Annotated in this window: 18 protein-coding genes; 9 read left to right on the top strand and 9 right to left on the bottom strand. The window is 75.9% G+C overall.

Features of this window, described 5'->3' with window-relative positions:
* Nucleotides 1-3: 3 nt before the first annotated feature.
* Complete coding sequence (locus ACI8AA_RS06180) at nt 4-180, bottom strand: DUF2795 domain-containing protein (RefSeq protein WP_457043622.1); 177 nt, start codon at nt 178-180, stop codon at nt 4-6.
* Nucleotides 181-234: 54 nt separating this feature from the next.
* Here ACI8AA_RS06180 and ACI8AA_RS06175 point away from each other — a divergent pair, with 54 nt between their 5' ends.
* Nucleotides 235-777: a DUF2087 domain-containing protein gene (locus tag ACI8AA_RS06175; protein ID WP_457043621.1), complete on the top strand. Its 543-nt coding sequence runs from the start codon at nt 235-237 to the stop codon at nt 775-777.
* Between the two features lie 164 nt (nt 778-941).
* Nucleotides 942-1,568: a hypothetical protein gene (locus ACI8AA_RS06170; RefSeq protein WP_457043620.1), complete on the top strand. Its 627-nt coding sequence runs from the start codon at nt 942-944 to the stop codon at nt 1,566-1,568.
* Here the strand turns inward: ACI8AA_RS06170 and ACI8AA_RS06165 are convergent.
* The 4 genes from ACI8AA_RS06165 to ACI8AA_RS06150 all read right to left on the bottom strand — a co-directional run bounded on the left by ACI8AA_RS06165 (nt 1,565) and on the right by ACI8AA_RS06150 (nt 5,810).
* Entirely contained in the window at nt 1,565-1,996 is a 432-nt protein-coding gene (locus ACI8AA_RS06165) for a VOC family protein (protein ID WP_457043619.1), read from the bottom strand. The genes ACI8AA_RS06170 and ACI8AA_RS06165 overlap by 4 nt on opposite strands.
* A gap of 13 nt (nt 1,997-2,009) precedes the next feature.
* The gene (gene rsgA, locus ACI8AA_RS06160) at nt 2,010-2,906 is read right to left on the bottom strand and encodes a ribosome small subunit-dependent GTPase A (protein ID WP_457043618.1); all 897 of its coding nucleotides are present in this window, start codon (nt 2,904-2,906) and stop codon (nt 2,010-2,012) included.
* Between the two features lie 116 nt (nt 2,907-3,022).
* Entirely contained in the window at nt 3,023-4,303 is a 1,281-nt protein-coding gene (aroA, locus tag ACI8AA_RS06155; RefSeq protein WP_457043617.1) for a 3-phosphoshikimate 1-carboxyvinyltransferase, read from the bottom strand.
* Between the two features lie 40 nt (nt 4,304-4,343).
* Nucleotides 4,344-5,810 (bottom strand): NAD-dependent succinate-semialdehyde dehydrogenase, encoded by a 1,467-nt coding sequence (locus ACI8AA_RS06150; protein WP_457043616.1) that lies wholly within the window; start codon nt 5,808-5,810, stop codon nt 4,344-4,346.
* Nucleotides 5,811-5,944: 134 nt separating this feature from the next.
* On the opposite strand from ACI8AA_RS06150, the gene ACI8AA_RS06145 reads away from it, so the two are divergent.
* Both ACI8AA_RS06145 and ACI8AA_RS06140 read left to right on the top strand, forming a co-directional pair.
* Entirely contained in the window at nt 5,945-6,691 is a 747-nt protein-coding gene (locus ACI8AA_RS06145; protein ID WP_457043615.1) for an SOS response-associated peptidase, read from the top strand.
* An 89-nt stretch (nt 6,692-6,780) separates the two neighbouring features.
* Nucleotides 6,781-8,262, top strand: a complete 1,482-nt coding sequence (locus tag ACI8AA_RS06140) for a fused MFS/spermidine synthase (RefSeq protein ID WP_457043614.1) — start codon at nt 6,781-6,783, stop codon at nt 8,260-8,262.
* On the opposite strand, the gene ybaK is transcribed toward ACI8AA_RS06140, so the two are convergent.
* Nucleotides 8,241-8,789 carry a Cys-tRNA(Pro) deacylase gene (gene ybaK, locus ACI8AA_RS06135; protein ID WP_457043613.1) on the bottom strand — a complete coding sequence of 183 codons (549 nt, stop codon included), beginning with the start codon at nt 8,787-8,789 and terminating at the stop codon, nt 8,241-8,243. The genes ACI8AA_RS06140 and ybaK overlap by 22 nt on opposite strands.
* A 220-nt stretch (nt 8,790-9,009) precedes the next feature.
* On the opposite strand from ybaK, the gene ACI8AA_RS06130 reads away from it, so the two are divergent.
* Both ACI8AA_RS06130 and rsrA read left to right on the top strand, forming a co-directional pair.
* Complete coding sequence (locus ACI8AA_RS06130) at nt 9,010-9,726, top strand: sigma-70 family RNA polymerase sigma factor (protein WP_387990223.1); 717 nt, start codon at nt 9,010-9,012, stop codon at nt 9,724-9,726.
* Nucleotides 9,723-10,061, top strand: coding sequence for a mycothiol system anti-sigma-R factor (gene rsrA, locus ACI8AA_RS06125; RefSeq protein WP_457043612.1), 339 nt, complete (start codon nt 9,723-9,725; stop codon nt 10,059-10,061). The genes ACI8AA_RS06130 and rsrA overlap by 4 nt, the downstream gene beginning before the upstream one ends.
* Nucleotides 10,062-10,141: 80 nt before the next feature.
* Here the strand turns inward: rsrA and ACI8AA_RS06120 are convergent, their stop codons facing one another.
* The gene (locus ACI8AA_RS06120; RefSeq protein WP_014377707.1) at nt 10,142-10,216 is read right to left on the bottom strand and encodes a 50S ribosomal protein bL37; all 75 of its coding nucleotides are present in this window, start codon (nt 10,214-10,216) and stop codon (nt 10,142-10,144) included.
* Nucleotides 10,217-10,382: 166 nt separating this feature from the next.
* Here ACI8AA_RS06120 and ACI8AA_RS06115 point away from each other — a divergent pair, with 166 nt between their 5' ends.
* Both ACI8AA_RS06115 and ACI8AA_RS06110 read left to right on the top strand, forming a co-directional pair.
* The gene (locus ACI8AA_RS06115) at nt 10,383-11,432 is read left to right on the top strand and encodes a biotin carboxylase N-terminal domain-containing protein (RefSeq protein ID WP_457043611.1); all 1,050 of its coding nucleotides are present in this window, start codon (nt 10,383-10,385) and stop codon (nt 11,430-11,432) included.
* Nucleotides 11,433-11,495: 63 nt separating this feature from the next.
* Complete coding sequence (locus ACI8AA_RS06110; RefSeq protein ID WP_387990214.1) at nt 11,496-11,720, top strand: biotin/lipoyl-binding carrier protein; 225 nt, start codon at nt 11,496-11,498, stop codon at nt 11,718-11,720.
* 17 nt (nt 11,721-11,737) lie between these two features.
* Here ACI8AA_RS06110 and ACI8AA_RS06105 read toward each other — a convergent pair whose 3' ends face one another.
* Nucleotides 11,738-12,532 (bottom strand): esterase/lipase family protein, encoded by a 795-nt coding sequence (locus ACI8AA_RS06105; protein ID WP_457043610.1) that lies wholly within the window; start codon nt 12,530-12,532, stop codon nt 11,738-11,740.
* Between the two features lie 114 nt (nt 12,533-12,646).
* Between ACI8AA_RS06105 and ACI8AA_RS06100 the strand changes: the two genes are divergently transcribed.
* Nucleotides 12,647-14,212, top strand: coding sequence for a WS/DGAT/MGAT family O-acyltransferase (locus ACI8AA_RS06100; RefSeq protein WP_457043609.1), 1,566 nt, complete (start codon nt 12,647-12,649; stop codon nt 14,210-14,212).
* Between the two features lie 10 nt (nt 14,213-14,222).
* On the opposite strand, the gene ACI8AA_RS06095 is transcribed toward ACI8AA_RS06100, so the two are convergent.
* A complete protein-coding gene (locus ACI8AA_RS06095) occupies nt 14,223-14,729 on the bottom strand; it encodes a GNAT family N-acetyltransferase (protein ID WP_457043608.1) in 507 nt (168 codons plus the stop codon).
* Between the last annotated feature and the right edge of the window lie 22 nt (nt 14,730-14,751).

Genomic DNA, 14,751 nt, shown 5'->3' with positions numbered 1-14,751 from the left:
CGGTCAGTCGAAGACCGCGGCACTGACGCCGCTGGGCCCCTCGTACTCCCCGTCCGCGATCTTCCGCAGCGCGTCGAGGACCTCCTCGTCCGCCCCCTCGGCGTGCTCGAGGATCTGGTCCTTGCTCGCCGGGTAGTCCATGCCCTTGAGGGCCTTCTGGAGGTCGATGGGGCTCACCATGCCGGTGCCGCTACCCCCGCCCACGTGCTCCGATGCACGGATACCGTCGAGGCGATGGACGCGGCGACGATCGTGGGGCTCCTGGCCGACCCCACCCGGCTGAAGGTGGTGGCCGCCCTGGCGCTGGGCGCCGGGACGATCGAGGACGTCGCCGCGGCCTCGGGGCTGTCGCTCAGGGACGTCGCGCTCGCCGCCCGCCGGCTCGCCCGGGCCGGGCTGGTCCGCCGCGACGGGCACGACCTCGAGCTGCTGACCGACCGGTTCGGCGCCGCCGCCCGCGCGGCGGCCGAGGCGGCGCCCGCGCCGGAGCCGCTGTCGGACGACCCGGCCGAGTCCGCGGTGCTCGCCGCGTTCATCCGCGACGGCCGGCTGACCACCATCCCGGCGCAGCAGAGCAAGCGGCGCCTGGTGCTCCAGCACGTGGTGCGGGTGTTCGACGTCGGCGTCCGCTATCCCGAGCGCGAGGTCAACGCGCTGCTGGCGGTCTGGCACCCCGACACCGCGGCGCTGCGCCGCTACCTGGTCGACGAGGGGCTGCTGTCCCGCGCGGCCGGCCTCTACTGGCGGACCGGCGGCTGGGTCGACGTCGACCCCTGACACCTTCCTGACCGGACGCTCGTGCTCTGCACACTCCCGTAGGCAGAGCACGAGCACGCGGAGGAGACACCTAGGGCGGACTCCTTCGTGCTCTGCACACACCTGTGTGCAGAGCACGAGTACCCGGAGGACAGGTGGTCGGCCGCGGCGCCACACTGCCGGGCGTGCCCGACGCCGACGCCTTCCGCGCGCTCGCCCGGTCCTCCCCGGACCGGTGGACGACGCTGCGGTTCACCGAGCGCCGGCGCCGCGCGTGGACGTGGTCCGGGCGGCTCCGCGCCTGGCTGCGCCGGCCGGACCGCCTCCGGGTCGAGGACGCCGCCGGCCGGCTGCTCGGCGTCGTCCGGGAGTCCGGCGCCGGCGACGACCCGATGTGGCAGGACTACCGCTGGGTGGCCGAGCTGCGGCCGCGGGAGCTCGCGGACGGTCTCGACCCGGACACCGGGGCGCCTGCCGGGCCGGCGCTGACCGTCGACGGCCTGCGCGAGGTCGAGCACGCCGGCCGCCCGGCCTGGGAGGCGCTGGTCGCGCCGACCGACCGGTACGAGCCGCGCTGCGGCTGCTGCCCGCTGCTGCGCAGCCGCCGGGTCGACGAGCCCGAGTGGGGGAGCGTCCCCGACGGCGTCGAGTACCCGACCACCCACCTCGTCCGGCTCGACGTGCGGACCGGCGTCTGCGTGTGGGCGGAGGCGCTGGACGGCACCTTCGCGGGCGAGACGCACGACCTGCGCATCGAGGCGGTGGACGAGCCGCTGCCCGACGAGCTGTTCCGCCGCGCGGGGCGGGGCTAGCCGAGCCGCACGGTCCCGTCGGCGTCGACCGACCAGCCGGGGTTGTGCCCGATCTCCCAGACGACGCCGTTCGGGTCGCGCACCAGCGCGTGGAAGACGCCGCCGAAGGCGCCCTCCTCGGGCGGGGTGAGCACGGTGCCTCCTGCGGCGGCCATCCGCTCGCACAGCGCGGCGACCGCGTCGCGGTCGCCGACGTTGTGCGCCAGCGTCAGCCCGGACACCTCCGGCCGGGCGGGCCCGGTGCCGAGGTCCTGGGCGAACTTCGCCGTCTCGAAGAAGGCCAGCACCGTGCCCGGGGCGACCTGGAAGAACACGATCTCGCCGGGCACGTCGAGCAGCGGCGTCCAGCCCAGGCCGTCGACGTAGAACCGCCGCGCGGCGTCGAGGTCGGCGGTGGCCAGGGTCAGGAAGTGGACCTGCTGGTCCATGGGTGACCTCCCGTCAGTAGCCGGGGCCGAGCTGGCCCACGGCGTCGAGCAGCCGCCGCACGCTGGCCAGCCGCTCGGCGCGGCCGGGCGGGCCGTCGGCGGCCCAGGCGTCCAGCGCGCAGTCGGGGTCGTCGGCGGAGTGCCCGCAGCCGGGCGGGCAGTCGACGGCGGCCTCGGCGAGGTCGTCGAAGGCCGCGACGACGTCGTCGGCGGTGACGTGCGCCAGGCCCAGCGAGCGGATGCCGGGGGTGTCGACGATCGTGCCGCCGCCGGGCAGGTCGAACAGCACCGCCGACGACGACGTGTGCCGCCCCTTGCCGACCTTCGTCACCTCGCCGGTGGCCCGGTCGGCGTCGGGCACCAGCCGGTTCACCAGCGTCGACTTGCCCACGCCCGACTGGCCCACGAACACGCTGGTGCGGCCCTCCAGCCGCTCGAGCAGCGGGTCCAGCGGCGTCTCGCGGGACACCGGCACCGCGCCGACGTCCAGCCCGGCGTAGCGGTCCAGCAGCGCCTGCGGGCTGGCCAGGTCGGTCTTGGTCAGGCAGAACAGCGGCTCCAGCCCGCCGGCGTAGGCGGCCACCAGGCAGCGGTCGAGGAACCCCAGCGCCGGGTCGGGGTCGCTCACCGAGGTGACGACGACGAGCTGCTCGGCGTTGGCCACCACGACCCGCTCGGTGGGGTCGGTGTCGTCGGCGGTGCGCCGCAGCGACGTCGTCCGGTCCTCGATGACGACGATCCGGGCGAGGGTGTCCGGCCGGCCGCTGGTGTCGCCGACCAGCCGCACCCGGTCCCCGACGACGACGCCGTGCCGGCCCAGCTCCCGCGCGCGCATCGCGGTCACCTCGAGCGGGACGCCGTCGGGACCGGGGATGCGGACGGTCATCCGGCCGCGGTCGACGGCGATCACCAGGCCGGGGACGGCGTCGGAGTGCGCGGGCCGGGTGCGGGTGCGCGGTCGGGAGCCGCGCCGGCTGGGCCGGACCCGGACGTCGTCCTCGTCCGAGCGGCTGTCGTGGCGGCGGCTCAGGAGGCCACCCCCGCGGTCGCGGAGAGCATGCCCGCCCAGCGCTCGCGGAAGTCCGGCAGCGTCTTGGTGACCGCCTCGGGCCCGGAGACCCGCACACCGCCGACGGCCAGGCCGAGGACGGCGGCGGCGTGCACCATCCGGTGGTCGGCGTAGGAGTCCAGCAGCGCCGGCCGGAGCGGGCCCGGCTCCACCTCCAGGCCGTCGGGCAGCTGCCGCACGCGGGCGCCGACGGCGGTGAGCACCTCGTCGAGGGCCTGGATGCGGTCGGTCTCGTGGCCGCGCAGGTGGGCGATGCCGGTCAGGCGCGAGGGCCCGTCGGCCAGCGCGCACAGCGCGGCGAGCACCGGGGTCAGCTCGCCGACGTCGCCCAGGTCGGCGACCAGCGGGGCGACGCGGCCGGTGCCGGTGACCCGCAGGCCGTCCGGCGTCCGCTCGGCCTCGGCGCCCATCGCGCCCAGCAGGCGGTCCAGCTGCGCGCCGGGCTGGGTGGTGGCCGCCGGCCAGTCGGGCACGGTGACCCGCCCGCCGGTGACCAGCGCCGCGGCGAGGAACGGCGCGGCGTTGGACAGGTCGGGCTCGACGACGCGGTCGAGCGCGGCCAGGCGCCCGGGGGCGACCCGCCAGCCGCGGTCGGTGGCCCCGACGTCGACGCCGTGCTCGCGCAGCGCGGCGACGGTCATCTCCACGTGCGGCATCGACGGCACGCCGACGGCCAGGGCGAGGTCGATCCCGTCGGCGAACCGCGCGGCGGCCAGCAGCAGCCCGGAGACGATCTGCGAGGACTCGCTCGCGTCGACGGTCACCGCCCCGCCGTGCACCGCGCCCGTGCCGTGCACGGTGAACGGCGCCCGGCCGCGACCGCCGTCGTCGACCTCGACGCCGAGGTCGCGGAGCGCGGCGATCAGCCCGGCGTTCGGGCGCTCGCGCAGCCGCGGGTCGCCGTCGAGCCGGACCGGGCCGTCGGCGAGCGCGGCCACCGGCGGCAGGAAGCGCAGCACGGTGCCGGCCAGGCCGGCGTCGACCTCCGCCGGGCCGCGCAGCTCCGCGGGGGTGACCAGCCAGTCGGCGCCGTCCTCGGCGATCCCGACGCCGAGCGCGCGCAGCCCGGCGGCCATGAGGTCGGTGTCCCGGGCCCGCAGCGGGCGCACGACGCGGCTCGGGCCGTCGGCGAGCGCGGCCAGGACCAGCGCCCGCGCGGTGATCGACTTGGACCCGGGCAGCGGGACGACGGCGTCCACGGGGGTCGGGTGGTGCGGCGTCGTCCAGACCTGGCTCACGGGAGACCATCCTGCCCGGTCCGGACGACGCCGCTCACGCTCAGCCGCCGACCGGGGGAGCGGCCTGCTTCTTCGCCGGGACCGTGCGGACCAGCCGCCGGTTGGCGAACTCGAACACCGCCAGCTCGGAGAGCTCGCGGCCGTAGCCCGACCGCTTGATCCCGCCGAAGGGCAGCTCGGGGGAGGAGCCGGTGGGCTGGTTGATCCACACCATCCCGGCCTCGAGCCGGTCGGCCACCGCCCGGGCGCGGTCGAGGTCGCTGCTCATGACCGTGGCGCCGAGGCCGAAGGCGCTGTCGTTGGCCAGCGCGACCGCCTCGTCGGCGTCCTTGACCTTGTAGACGACCGCCGCGGGGCCGAACAGCTCCTCGCTGTAGGCACGCATCTCCGGGGTGACGTCGGTGAGGATCGTCGCCTCGACGAACGCGCCGGGGTGCTCGGGCCGCGTGCCGCCGGCGACCACGGTGGCGCCCTTGTCGACCGCGTCCTGGATCTGCGCGTGCAGGTCCTGCGCGGCCCGCTCGCTGGACAGCGGCGCCAGCGACGTCGACGGGTCGGCCGGGTCGCCGGGGGAGAAGGTGGAGAACGCCTGCTTGAGGCCCTCGACGAAGGGCTCGAAGAGCTCCTCGGTGACGATCAGCCGCTTGGACGCGGTGCACGCCTGGCCGGTGTTCTGCATCCGGCCCATGGTCGCGGCCTTCACCGTGGCGCCGAGGTCCTCGGCGTCGAGGACGATGAACGGGTCGCTGCCGCCGAGCTCGAGCACCGACTTCTTCAGGTGCTTGCCGGCCAGGGCGCCCACGGCGCTGCCGGCCCGCTCACTGCCGGTCAGGGTCACGCCCTGGATCCGCGGGTCGGCGATGACCTGCTCGACGTCGGCGATCCGCAGGAAGGTGTTGGTGAAGACGCCCTCGGGGGCGCCGGCGTCGGTGAACAGCTGCTCGATCGCCTCGGCGCACTGCGGGGTGATCTCGGCGTGCTTGAGGATGACGGTGTTGCCCAGCACCAGGTTCGGGCCGGCCACGCGGACCACCTGGTAGAAGGGGTAGTTCCACGGCTCGATGGCCAGCAGGACGCCGATCGGCTGCGTCTCGACGACGGCCTCGCCCTTGCCCATCAGGGGCTTGATCGGCTTGGGCTCGAGGAACGACGGGCCGTTGTCGGCGTAGTACTTGAGGATCATCGAGCAGAGGTAGAGCTCGCCCGTGGCCTCCTCGTGCCGCTTGCCCATCTCGGTGGTGATGAGCCTGGCGAGGTCCTCGCGGCGCTCGTCCATGAGCTCCGCGGCGCGGCGGACGACGCCGGCGCGCTCCTCGACCGGGCGCTGCCGCCACTCCTGGTAGGCGGCGTGCGCGGTGGCGATGATCCCGTCGATGGCCTCGGTGGGCGTGAAGTCGAACTCCTTCTCGGTCTCCCCGGTGAAGGGGTTGACCGTCGCGTAGCGCCGCTCGGCGGACTCGCTCGCGGTCTTCGGCTGCTCCTGCGGTGGGTTCTGGGTCGCGGTCACGCGCGTGATCCTCGTCTCTGCCCGTCGGGGTCTCCACCCGGGGTCCGGCAGCGCGCTCCCGCTGTCCCCGTGCCCGCCTAGAGTCGGTCCCGCGGGCCCGTCCCGGGCCGGCCCGACAGCCGGGAGGACCAGCCATGTGTGGTCGCTACGCCGCCACCCGCCGTCCCGAGGACCTCGTCGTCGAGTTCGAGGCCGTCCCCGCCGAGGGCCAGGAGCCGTTGCGGGCCGACTTCAACGTCGCGCCGACCAAGGACGTCTACGTGGTCCGCACCAAGCGCGAGCGCGACCCGGAGGGCAGCCCCACCGGCGAGGCGCACCGGGAGCTGCGCTCGGTCCGCTGGGGCCTGGTGCCCTCCTGGGCCAAGGACGTCTCGGTCGGCAACCGGCTGCTCAACGCCCGCGTCGAGTCGCTCACCGAGAAGCCGGCCTTCCGCTCGGCCGCCCGCTCCCGCCGGTGCCTGGTCCCGGCCGACGGCTGGTACGAGTGGCAGAAGAAGCTCGACTCGCCCGGCAAGCAGCCGTTCTTCATCACCCCGGCCGACGGGTCGGTGCTGGCCATGGCCGGGCTCTACGAGGTGTGGGGGAAGGGCGAGGACCGGCTCTACACCTGCACGGTGGTCACCGCGCCCGCCGTCGGCGCGCTCGCCGAGATCCACGACCGGATGCCGCTGGTGCTGCCGCGCGAGCGGTGGGCGGACTGGCTGGACCCCGCCCGCGACGACGTCGAGGCGCTGACCGAGCCGACCCCGCCGTCGGTGGTCGAGGGGCTGGAGCTGCGCCCGGTGAGCCCCGCGGTGAACAACGTCCGCAACAACGGCGCCGAGCTGGTCGCCCGCGTCGAGGGCACCAGCGCCCCGGCCGACCAGCCCGCGCTCTTCTGAGGAGCCGTCCCCTGAGCGAGCGTGCCTCCGCCGTCGTCCCCTCCGACCCGCCCGTCGAGCCGCCCGCCGGGCCCGTGCTGCCCGGCTGGGTGGCCGCGGGGGTCACCTTCCTCGCCTCCGGCGCGGTGCTGGTGCTGGAGATCGTCGGGTTGCGGCTGATCGCCCCCTACGTCGGCATCACGCTGCAGACCAACACCGCGGTCATCGGCTTCGCGCTGGCCGCCATCGCGGTCGGCGCCTGGGCCGGGGGTGCCACCGCCGACCGGCGCGACCCGCGCGGGCTGATCACGCCGCTGCTGGTGGCGGGCGGTGCGCTGGTGATCGCCGTCCTGCCGCTGGTGCGGTTCACCGGGTCGTTCCTCACCGGCCCCGACGCCGGCGCCGTGCTGCTGCTGGCCGCCGTCGCGATCGTGGTGCCGGCGACCCTGCTGTCGGCGGTGCCGCCGATGGTGGTGAAGCTGCAGCTGGCCAGCCTGGCCGAGACCGGGTCCGTGGTCGGCAAGCTGTCGGGCATCGGCACGCTCGGCGGGATCGCGGCCACGTTCGCCACCGGCTTCGTGCTCATCGCGGTCTTCCCCAGCAGCGGCATCCTCGTCGGCACCGGGCTCGTGACCGTCGTCGCCGGGATCGCCGTGCACCTGCTGCTGCGCCGCCGGTCCCCGGGCGGGGCCGGCCGGGTGCCGACGGCGCTGCTGCTGCTCGCCGTCGCCGGGTCGCTGCTGGCGGCGGTCGCACCGACGCCGTGCGAGGAGGAGACCTCCTACCACTGCGCCCGCGTGGTGGCCGACCCCGAGCGGGAGACCGGCCGGGTGCTGGTGCTGGACACGCTGCGGCACAGCTACGTCGACCTCGCCGACCCGACGTACCTGGAGTTCGAGTACGTCCGGGCGATCGCCGCGGTCACCGACGTCCTGGCCCCCGCCGGGCAGCCGCTGTCGGCGCTGCACCTGGGCGGTGGGGGTGCCACCGTGCCGCGCTACCTCGCCGATGTCCGTCCCGGCACGGAGAGCCTGGTGCTCGAGGTCGACGCCGGCGTCGTCGCGATCGACCGCGAGCAGCTGGGCCTGCAGACCTCGGAGCGGCTGCGGGTGCGGGTCGGCGACGCCCGCGTGGGGCTGGCCGCCGAGCCCGCCGACACCCGTGACCTCGTCGTCGGCGACGCGTTCGGCGGCCTGTCGGTGCCCTGGCAGCTGACCACCGTGGAGGCGCTGGAGCTGGTCGACCGGGCGCTCACCGACGACGGCGTGTACGTCGCCAACCTCATCGACCACCCGCCGCTGGGCTTCGTCCGCGCGGAGCTGGCCACGATGCGCGCGGTGTGGCCGCACGTGCTGCTGCTCGCCCGCGCCCCGGTGCTCGCCGGCGAGGACGGCGGCAACGTCGTCGCGGTCGCCTCGCACCGGCCGCTGGACGAGGCCGCGCTCGCGGAGGCGCTGCTGGCCCAGGACTCGGCCTGGCAGGTCGCCCCGGCCGAGGAGGTGGCCGCCCTCGCCGGCGACGCGCAGGTGCTCACCGACGACGCCGCGCCGGTCGATCAGCTTCTGACCCCTTACGGAGTCCCAGACTCGTAGTCGGCCCCTCGCTGGGGCCCGCCGCGAGCTTGCGAGTGGTGGGGGGCGAGGGGTCCTCTCGCGATCGGGGCGGTGCGGGCGCGGGTGAGGCGGACCAGCTCGGCCGGTGGCAGCTCCACCTGCAGCCCGCGCCGGCCGGCGCTGACCATCACCGTGGCGAACCCCAGCGCCGAGTCGTCGACCACCGTCGGCAGCGCCTTGCGCTGGCCGAGCGGGCTGATCCCGCCGAGGACGTAGCCGGTGGTGCGTTCGGCGTCGGCCGGGTCGGCCATCGCGGCCTTCCGCCCGCCGGCCGCGGCGGCCAGCGCCTTGAGGTCGAGCGTGCCGCTCACCGGGACGACGGCGACGGTCAGTGTGCCGTCGACGCGGGTGACCAGCGTCTTGAACACCCGGCGCGGGTCGGCGCCGAGCGCGGCCACCGCCGCCTCGCCGTGGCCCTGGTCGCTCGGGTGCTCGGGGTCGTAGGGGTGCAGGGTGTGCGCCACCCCGGCCTTCTCCAGGGCCCGCACCGCGGGGGTCGCCGCCACGGCCGGGCACTGTAGCCAGCGCCCGCGCGGACCGCCGCCGACTTCCCGCGACCGGGGAATGAGCCCACCGGCGGGCACCGTTGCAGGGACCGTGAGCAGCACCGTCTCCAGCGCCCGCACGCGGGCCCCGCACCGGCGGCCCCCGGGCCGGCCCGACGCCGCGCGACTAGGATCGACCGACGTGGCAGCCCGCCTCCGGGCGCCGCAGAGAGGACGGTCGGTGCCTGAGGAGACCCCGGGCGGGAACCCCGCCGTCGAGCCGGTCGAGACCCCGCGCGAGCAGGTGGTCGGGGCTCCGGTGGAGGTGCCCGAGGCCCGCGAGGGGGGCAGCCGCACCGAGGTCGCCGAGACCCGCGCGGAGCGCGACGCCCGCTTCGAGCGGGACGCGCTGCCCTACCTCGACCAGCTCTACCCGGCGGCGCTGCGGATGACCCGCAACCCCGCCGACGCCGAGGACCTGGTCCAGGAGACGTTCGTCAAGGCCTACTCCGCGTTCCACCAGTTCGCCGAGGGCACGAACCTCAAGGCCTGGCTGTACCGGATCCTGACCAACACCTACATCAACAGCTACCGCAAGAAGCAGCGGCAGCCGCAGCAGTACCCCACCGACCAGGTGCAGGACTGGCAGCTGTACGCGGCCGAGGAGCACAGCTCCAGCGGGCTGCGGTCTGCGGAGATCGAGGCGCTGGACCACCTGCCGGACTCCGACATCAAGGAGGCCCTGCAGCAGCTGCCCGAGGACTTCCGGCTGGCGGTGTACCTCGCCGACGTCGAGGGCTTCGCCTACAAGGAGATCGCCGAGATCATGGGCACGCCCATCGGCACGGTGATGTCCCGGCTGCACCGTGGCCGGCGGGGCCTGCAGAAGCTGCTGGCCGACTACGCCCGTGAGCGCGGGTTCGTCCGCGCCGGAGCCGGTGAGGAGGGGCGGTCGTGAGCACCGAGCAGGAGCGTCCGGTCGAGATCTCCTCGTGCGACGACGTCCTGTCGCACGTCTTCGAGTTCCTCGACCGCGAGACCGACGACGCCCGCCGCGCCGTCATCGCCGAGCACCTCGAGGACTGCTCCCCGTGTCTGCGGCAGTTCGGCATCGAGCAGGAGTTCAAGGCGCTGCTCCGCCGCCGCTGCGGCGGTGACCCGACGCCGTCGGGCCTGCGCGATCGGATCAAGATGCAGCTGACCACCGTCTCCTTCGAGGAGGACGGCACGCAGATCAGCGTGGAGAAGGTCAGCACCGAGGTGGTCCGGACCGACTGGTCCGAGGACGCCTGAGACACCCCGGCACACGACGACGCCCCGCCCCGGTCCTCCGGGTGCGGGGCGTCGTCGTGTCAGGCCCGTGCAGGCCGTCGTCAGGCGTTGGGGCGCTTGCCGTGGTTGGCCTTGTTCCCCTTGCGGGAGCGCCGCTTGCGTCCACGCTTGGACATCGCTGCCCTCCTCTCGTCGTCGTGGTCCGGAGTGTCCGAGGTCGTACCCAGGGTCCCACAGCGGGTGAGGAGGCCCCCGCCCGGTGGCGTGGGTGTCGGCGGCGCGGGGCACGATGGCAGGGAGACCGGGCGGACGGCCCGGCGCGGGGACGGGAGGCCGGAGAGCGTGGCCCAGCACGGGATCGACAGCGTGCTCGTGGCGGGGCGGGGGCCCGCGGCGTGCGCGGTCATCGCGGCCTGCTCCCGCCTCGACGTGAAGTCGGTGGCCGTCTACTCCGAGGCCGAGCGCTCGGCCCGGCACGTGCGCCTGGCCGACGACGCGGTGCTGCTCGGCCCGGCGCCCGCCGCGGAGTCCTACCTCGCCGTCGACCGGATCGTGGAGGCCGCCCGCCGCAGCGGCGCCCGCGCCGTGCTGCCCGTGCCGCCGGCACTGGCCGGGAACGCCGCGCTGGCCGGGGAGGTCGCCGCCGCGGGGCTGACCTGGGTCGGCCCGCCTGCCGAGGTGCTCGAGCGGCTCGGCGGCGACGGCGTGGAGCCGGCCAGCGAGCACGGCCTGCTCGCCGTCGTCACCGAGGACGGGCTGCGCTTCCCGACGGCGGTCGCCCGCGACCGGGCGGCGGGCATCGCGCGGGTGTCCTGGACGCCCGACCCTGCCGGCGACGTGCCGCCCGGCGCCAAGCGGCTGGCCGAGGTCGGCTGGCGCGGGCTGGTCACCGTCGGCGTCGCCGAGGACGGCGAGCTGGGGGAGGTCGCGGCAGGCTTCTCCCTCGACATGGCCGTGCTCGAGCGGGCGCACCGGGTGGACGCGGTCGACCTCGCGCTGGCCGCGGCGGTGGGCCGCCGCGCGCCGCGCCTCCGCGCCGCCGACGAGCACCCGCCGCGGGCCGCGGTCGCCGTCCAGTTGCGCTCGACGCTGCCGCCGGGGCGGGCCGGCCGGGTGACCGGCGCCCTGCCCTCGGCGGGCCGGCTGCGCGGCACCGCCGGGCGGACCGAGGTGGTCGCGGTCAGCGGCTACGACCCGGGCGACCGGCTCGACGGCTGGTACGACGCCCTGCTGGCCACCGTGAGCGCCGGGGCGCCCGACATCGCCACCGCCGCGCGGGCGGCGGCCGCCGCGCTGTCCGGGCTGCCCGAGACCGGCGTGCCGCACGACGGCGAGGAGGTCGGCGCGGTCCTGCACCGGCTGGCCGAGGGGGACCTCGCGCCGGGCTCCTGAGCGCCCGCCGGGCTCCGGGGGCCCGTGCTTGGATGGGGGCTCCGCTCAGCGAGGAGGTGCCGCGTGGCAGTCGAGGAGATCCACGCCGAGATGGTCTCCAGCGTCTGGAAGGTGCTGGTGAGCCCGGGCAGCGAGGTCTCCGCGGGGGACACCCTGGTGATCCTCGAGTCGATGAAGATGGAGATCCCCGTGCTCACCGAGCGCGCCGGCGTCGTGCAGGAGCTGCACGTCGTCGAGGGCGAGGTGCTGCAGGAGGGCGACCTCATCGCCACCGTCGCCGACGCCTGACCGCCGTCCCGGGCGGCTCAGCTCGCCCGGCGGGCCAGGTCGCCCAGGCGGTCCCCGAGCAGCCGGTAGACCCCCGGGTGCACGCTCATGCCGACGTGGCTGGAGTCGACCTCGACGTTCTCGGCGTCCGGGTCCAGGCACGCGTGCCAGTCGACGACCCAGTCGCTGCGCGAGTAGACCGAGAGGTACGGCACCTCGGCGGGGAAGGGGCGGGCCAGGTCCTCGGCCAGCTCCCCGGCGCACCCGCCGTCCAGGCAGTCGTCGCGGAACAGCCCCGGCATCCCCGCGCTGCCCAGCGCGGCGACCAGCCGCACCTGCGCGGCGACCAGCGGGTTGATCGCCATGTGGTCGACGTTCGGGCTGCCGAGCGTGACGATCCCGGCGACCCGGTCGGGCCGGCGCATCGCCACGAGCTTGGCGAACAGCCCGCCCCGGCTCTGGCCGACGACCGCCGCGGGCCGGCCCGTCCGGTCGGTGAACTCGACGAGGCGGCGCTCCAGGCGCTCCACCGCCAGGCGGGTGCAGTCGACGTTGACCCGGATCTGCGAGGTGCACGTCCGGTAGCCGCGGGCGCGCAGCCAGCGCTCCAGCACCGACAGCGACGGGTCCCCGGCGAGGAAGCCGGGCACGAGCAGGACCGGCAGGCCGCTGCCGTGCGGGACGCCGTGCCCCCGCCACACGGGGGAGCGGACCAGCGCGGCCGCCTCGCGCCACGGCCGCTGCGCGGCGAGCAGGGCCGCCACCGGGGACGCCCCGATCCACGGGGGAGCCTCCCGGTCCGGTGTCCGGGAGGAGCGCGCCGTCGTCTGCATGTCGGGTCCTCGCTCCCCTTCACGGTCCTCTGCAGGAGAGTGTGACGCCTGACACACTGAGCCACACCGGCCGGGGTCGCGGCACCCCGTCGTCCCCCGAGGAGGCCAGCGGACGTGAAGCAGCTGTCGGGTCTGGACGCGACGTTCCTCCACCTCGAGACGTCCGCGCAGTTCGGGCACGTCTCGAGCCTGTCCATCTACTCCCGCCCGGACGACCCGGACTACCGGCCCTACGACGCGTGGCGGACGCAGCTGGAGCAGCGGCTGCACCTGCTCGAGCCGCTGCGCCGGCGCCTGGTCGAGGTGCCCCTGGGCCTGGACCACCCCTACTGGGTCGCCGACCCCGCCTTCGACCTGGACTTCCACGTCCGGCACACGGCCGTCCCGCCGCCCGGCAGCGACGACCAGCTCGCCGCGCTGGCCGCGCGCCTGGTCTCCCGGCCGCTGGACCGGCGCAAGCCGCTGTGGCTGTCGTACGTCATCGAGGGGCTGGCCGACCGCCGCTTCGCCGTCCTGACGATCGTCCACCACGCCACCATCGACGGGGCGTCGGGCGTGGAGCTGATGACGCTGATGCTCGACGACACCCCCGAGGGCAACCGGACGCCGCCCGGGGCCGAGCCGTGGACGCCGGAGCGGCCGCCGGGCGACCTCGAGATGCTCGCGCGCGGCGCGCTCGGCCTCGCGCGCAAGCCCGCGCGCGGGGTCCTGCTCGCCGCGTGGAGCGCCCGCGAGATCGGCCGGGCCACGCGCAACCCCGTGTTGGTCCGCGCGGCGAACGACGTCCGGCGCAGCCTGCGCGGGCCGCTGGGCACCGTGCTCAACCTCGGCCGGAACCGCCCCGAGGAGCCCGACCGGCCGCCGCCGGTGCCCAGCGTCCGGCCGCCGCGCACGCCGTTCAACGGGCCCATCACCCCGCACCGGAAGCTCGCCATCCGGTCGACGTCGCTCGAGGTGGTCAAGCAGGTCAAGTCCGCGCTGGGCGCCACGGTCAACGACGTCGTCATGGCGGCGTGCGCCGGCGGCCTGCGCACCTGGCTGGAGCGGCGCGGGGCGCTGCCGTCGGACCCGCTGGTGGCGCTGGTGCCCGTCTCGGTGCGGACGGGGGAGGAGACCGACCGCTGGACCAACCGGGTGTCGATGCTCTCGGCGGTCCTGCCGACCGACGAGCCCGACCCCGTCCGGCGGGTCCGCCGCGTGCACGAGGCGATGAGCAGCAGCAAGGAGATCTTCTCCGCGCTGCCCGCCGAGCGGCTCACCGACTTCGCCGAGTTCCCGCCGCCGGCGGTGTTCGCGCGGGCGATGCGGCTCAGCGCCCGGCTGCGGCTGGGCTCCCGCCTGAGCCCGGGCAACCTCGTCATCTCCAACGTGCCCGGTCCGCGCACGCCGCTCTACGCCGCGGGCGCGCGGCTGGAGCACTACTTCCCGGTCTCGACGATCGTCGAGGGGCAGGGCCTGAACATCACGGTGCAGAGCTACCTCGACCGCCTGGACTGGGGCCTGGTGTCGTGCGCCGAACTGCTCCCGGACGTCGACGTGCTGCTCCGCGACATCCTCGACGACCTGGACGCCCTCGCCGCCGCGGCCGGGGTGCAGGTGCCCGCGCCGGAGGCGCCCGCGCCCGCGCCGCGCCGTCCCGCCCGGTCCCGCAGCAGCGGTCCGGCCCGCGCCCGGCGCTGAGGGGAGCCGGTCAGAGGTCGCGGGCGTAGACCAGCAGGTCGATGCCGGGGCGCGGCGCCCAGTCCCGCTCGGGGAGCCGGGTGAAGCCGAGCCGGGCGTAGAGCCGGTGCGCGGCGGCCATCACCGGGTCGGTCGAGAGCACCATCCGCCGCTTGCCGGCCGCGCGGGCGCGGTCCAGGCACTCGGTCACCAGCAGCTCGCCGACGCCGCGGCCGCGCGCGGCCGGGTCGACGACGAGCATCCGGAACGCCGCCTCCGCCGGCGACTCGGTGACCTCGCCGAAGTCGCCGTCGAGCACCAGCGCCACCGCGCCGACGACGCGGTCCCCGTCGCGGGCGACCAGCAGCTGCGACCGGGAGGCCCGGCCCTCGACGTCGGCCAGCTGCGGCAGGTACGCGTCGGAGGCCAGCCGCTCGGCGCGGTAGACGCCGACGGTGAGCGCCGCGATGGCCGGGAAGTCGGCGGGGACGGCGTCGTCGACGGTCGCGGGCGGGGGGACGAGGGAGGGGGCGGCCACGGGTGTCCAGCCTAGGACGGCG

The sequence above is a fragment of the Geodermatophilus sp. SYSU D01180 genome (assembly GCF_054050415.1).
The sequence above is the reverse complement of the archived record's forward strand: the minus strand, read 5'-3'. Positions and strand labels throughout refer to the sequence as shown.

Coding starts and splice junctions, on each gene's coding strand:
- ACI8AA_RS06180 (WP_457043622.1), bottom strand. CDS start 180: ATGGTGAGCCCCATCGACCTCCAGAAGGCCCTCAAGGGCATGGACTAC.
- ACI8AA_RS06175 (WP_457043621.1), top strand. CDS start 235: ATGGACGCGGCGACGATCGTGGGGCTCCTGGCCGACCCCACCCGGCTG.
- ACI8AA_RS06165 (WP_457043619.1), bottom strand. CDS start 1,996: ATGGACCAGCAGGTCCACTTCCTGACCCTGGCCACCGCCGACCTCGAC.
- ACI8AA_RS06145 (WP_457043615.1), top strand. CDS start 5,945: ATGTGTGGTCGCTACGCCGCCACCCGCCGTCCCGAGGACCTCGTCGTC.
- ACI8AA_RS06105 (WP_457043610.1), bottom strand. CDS start 12,532: ATGCAGACGACGGCGCGCTCCTCCCGGACACCGGACCGGGAGGCTCCC.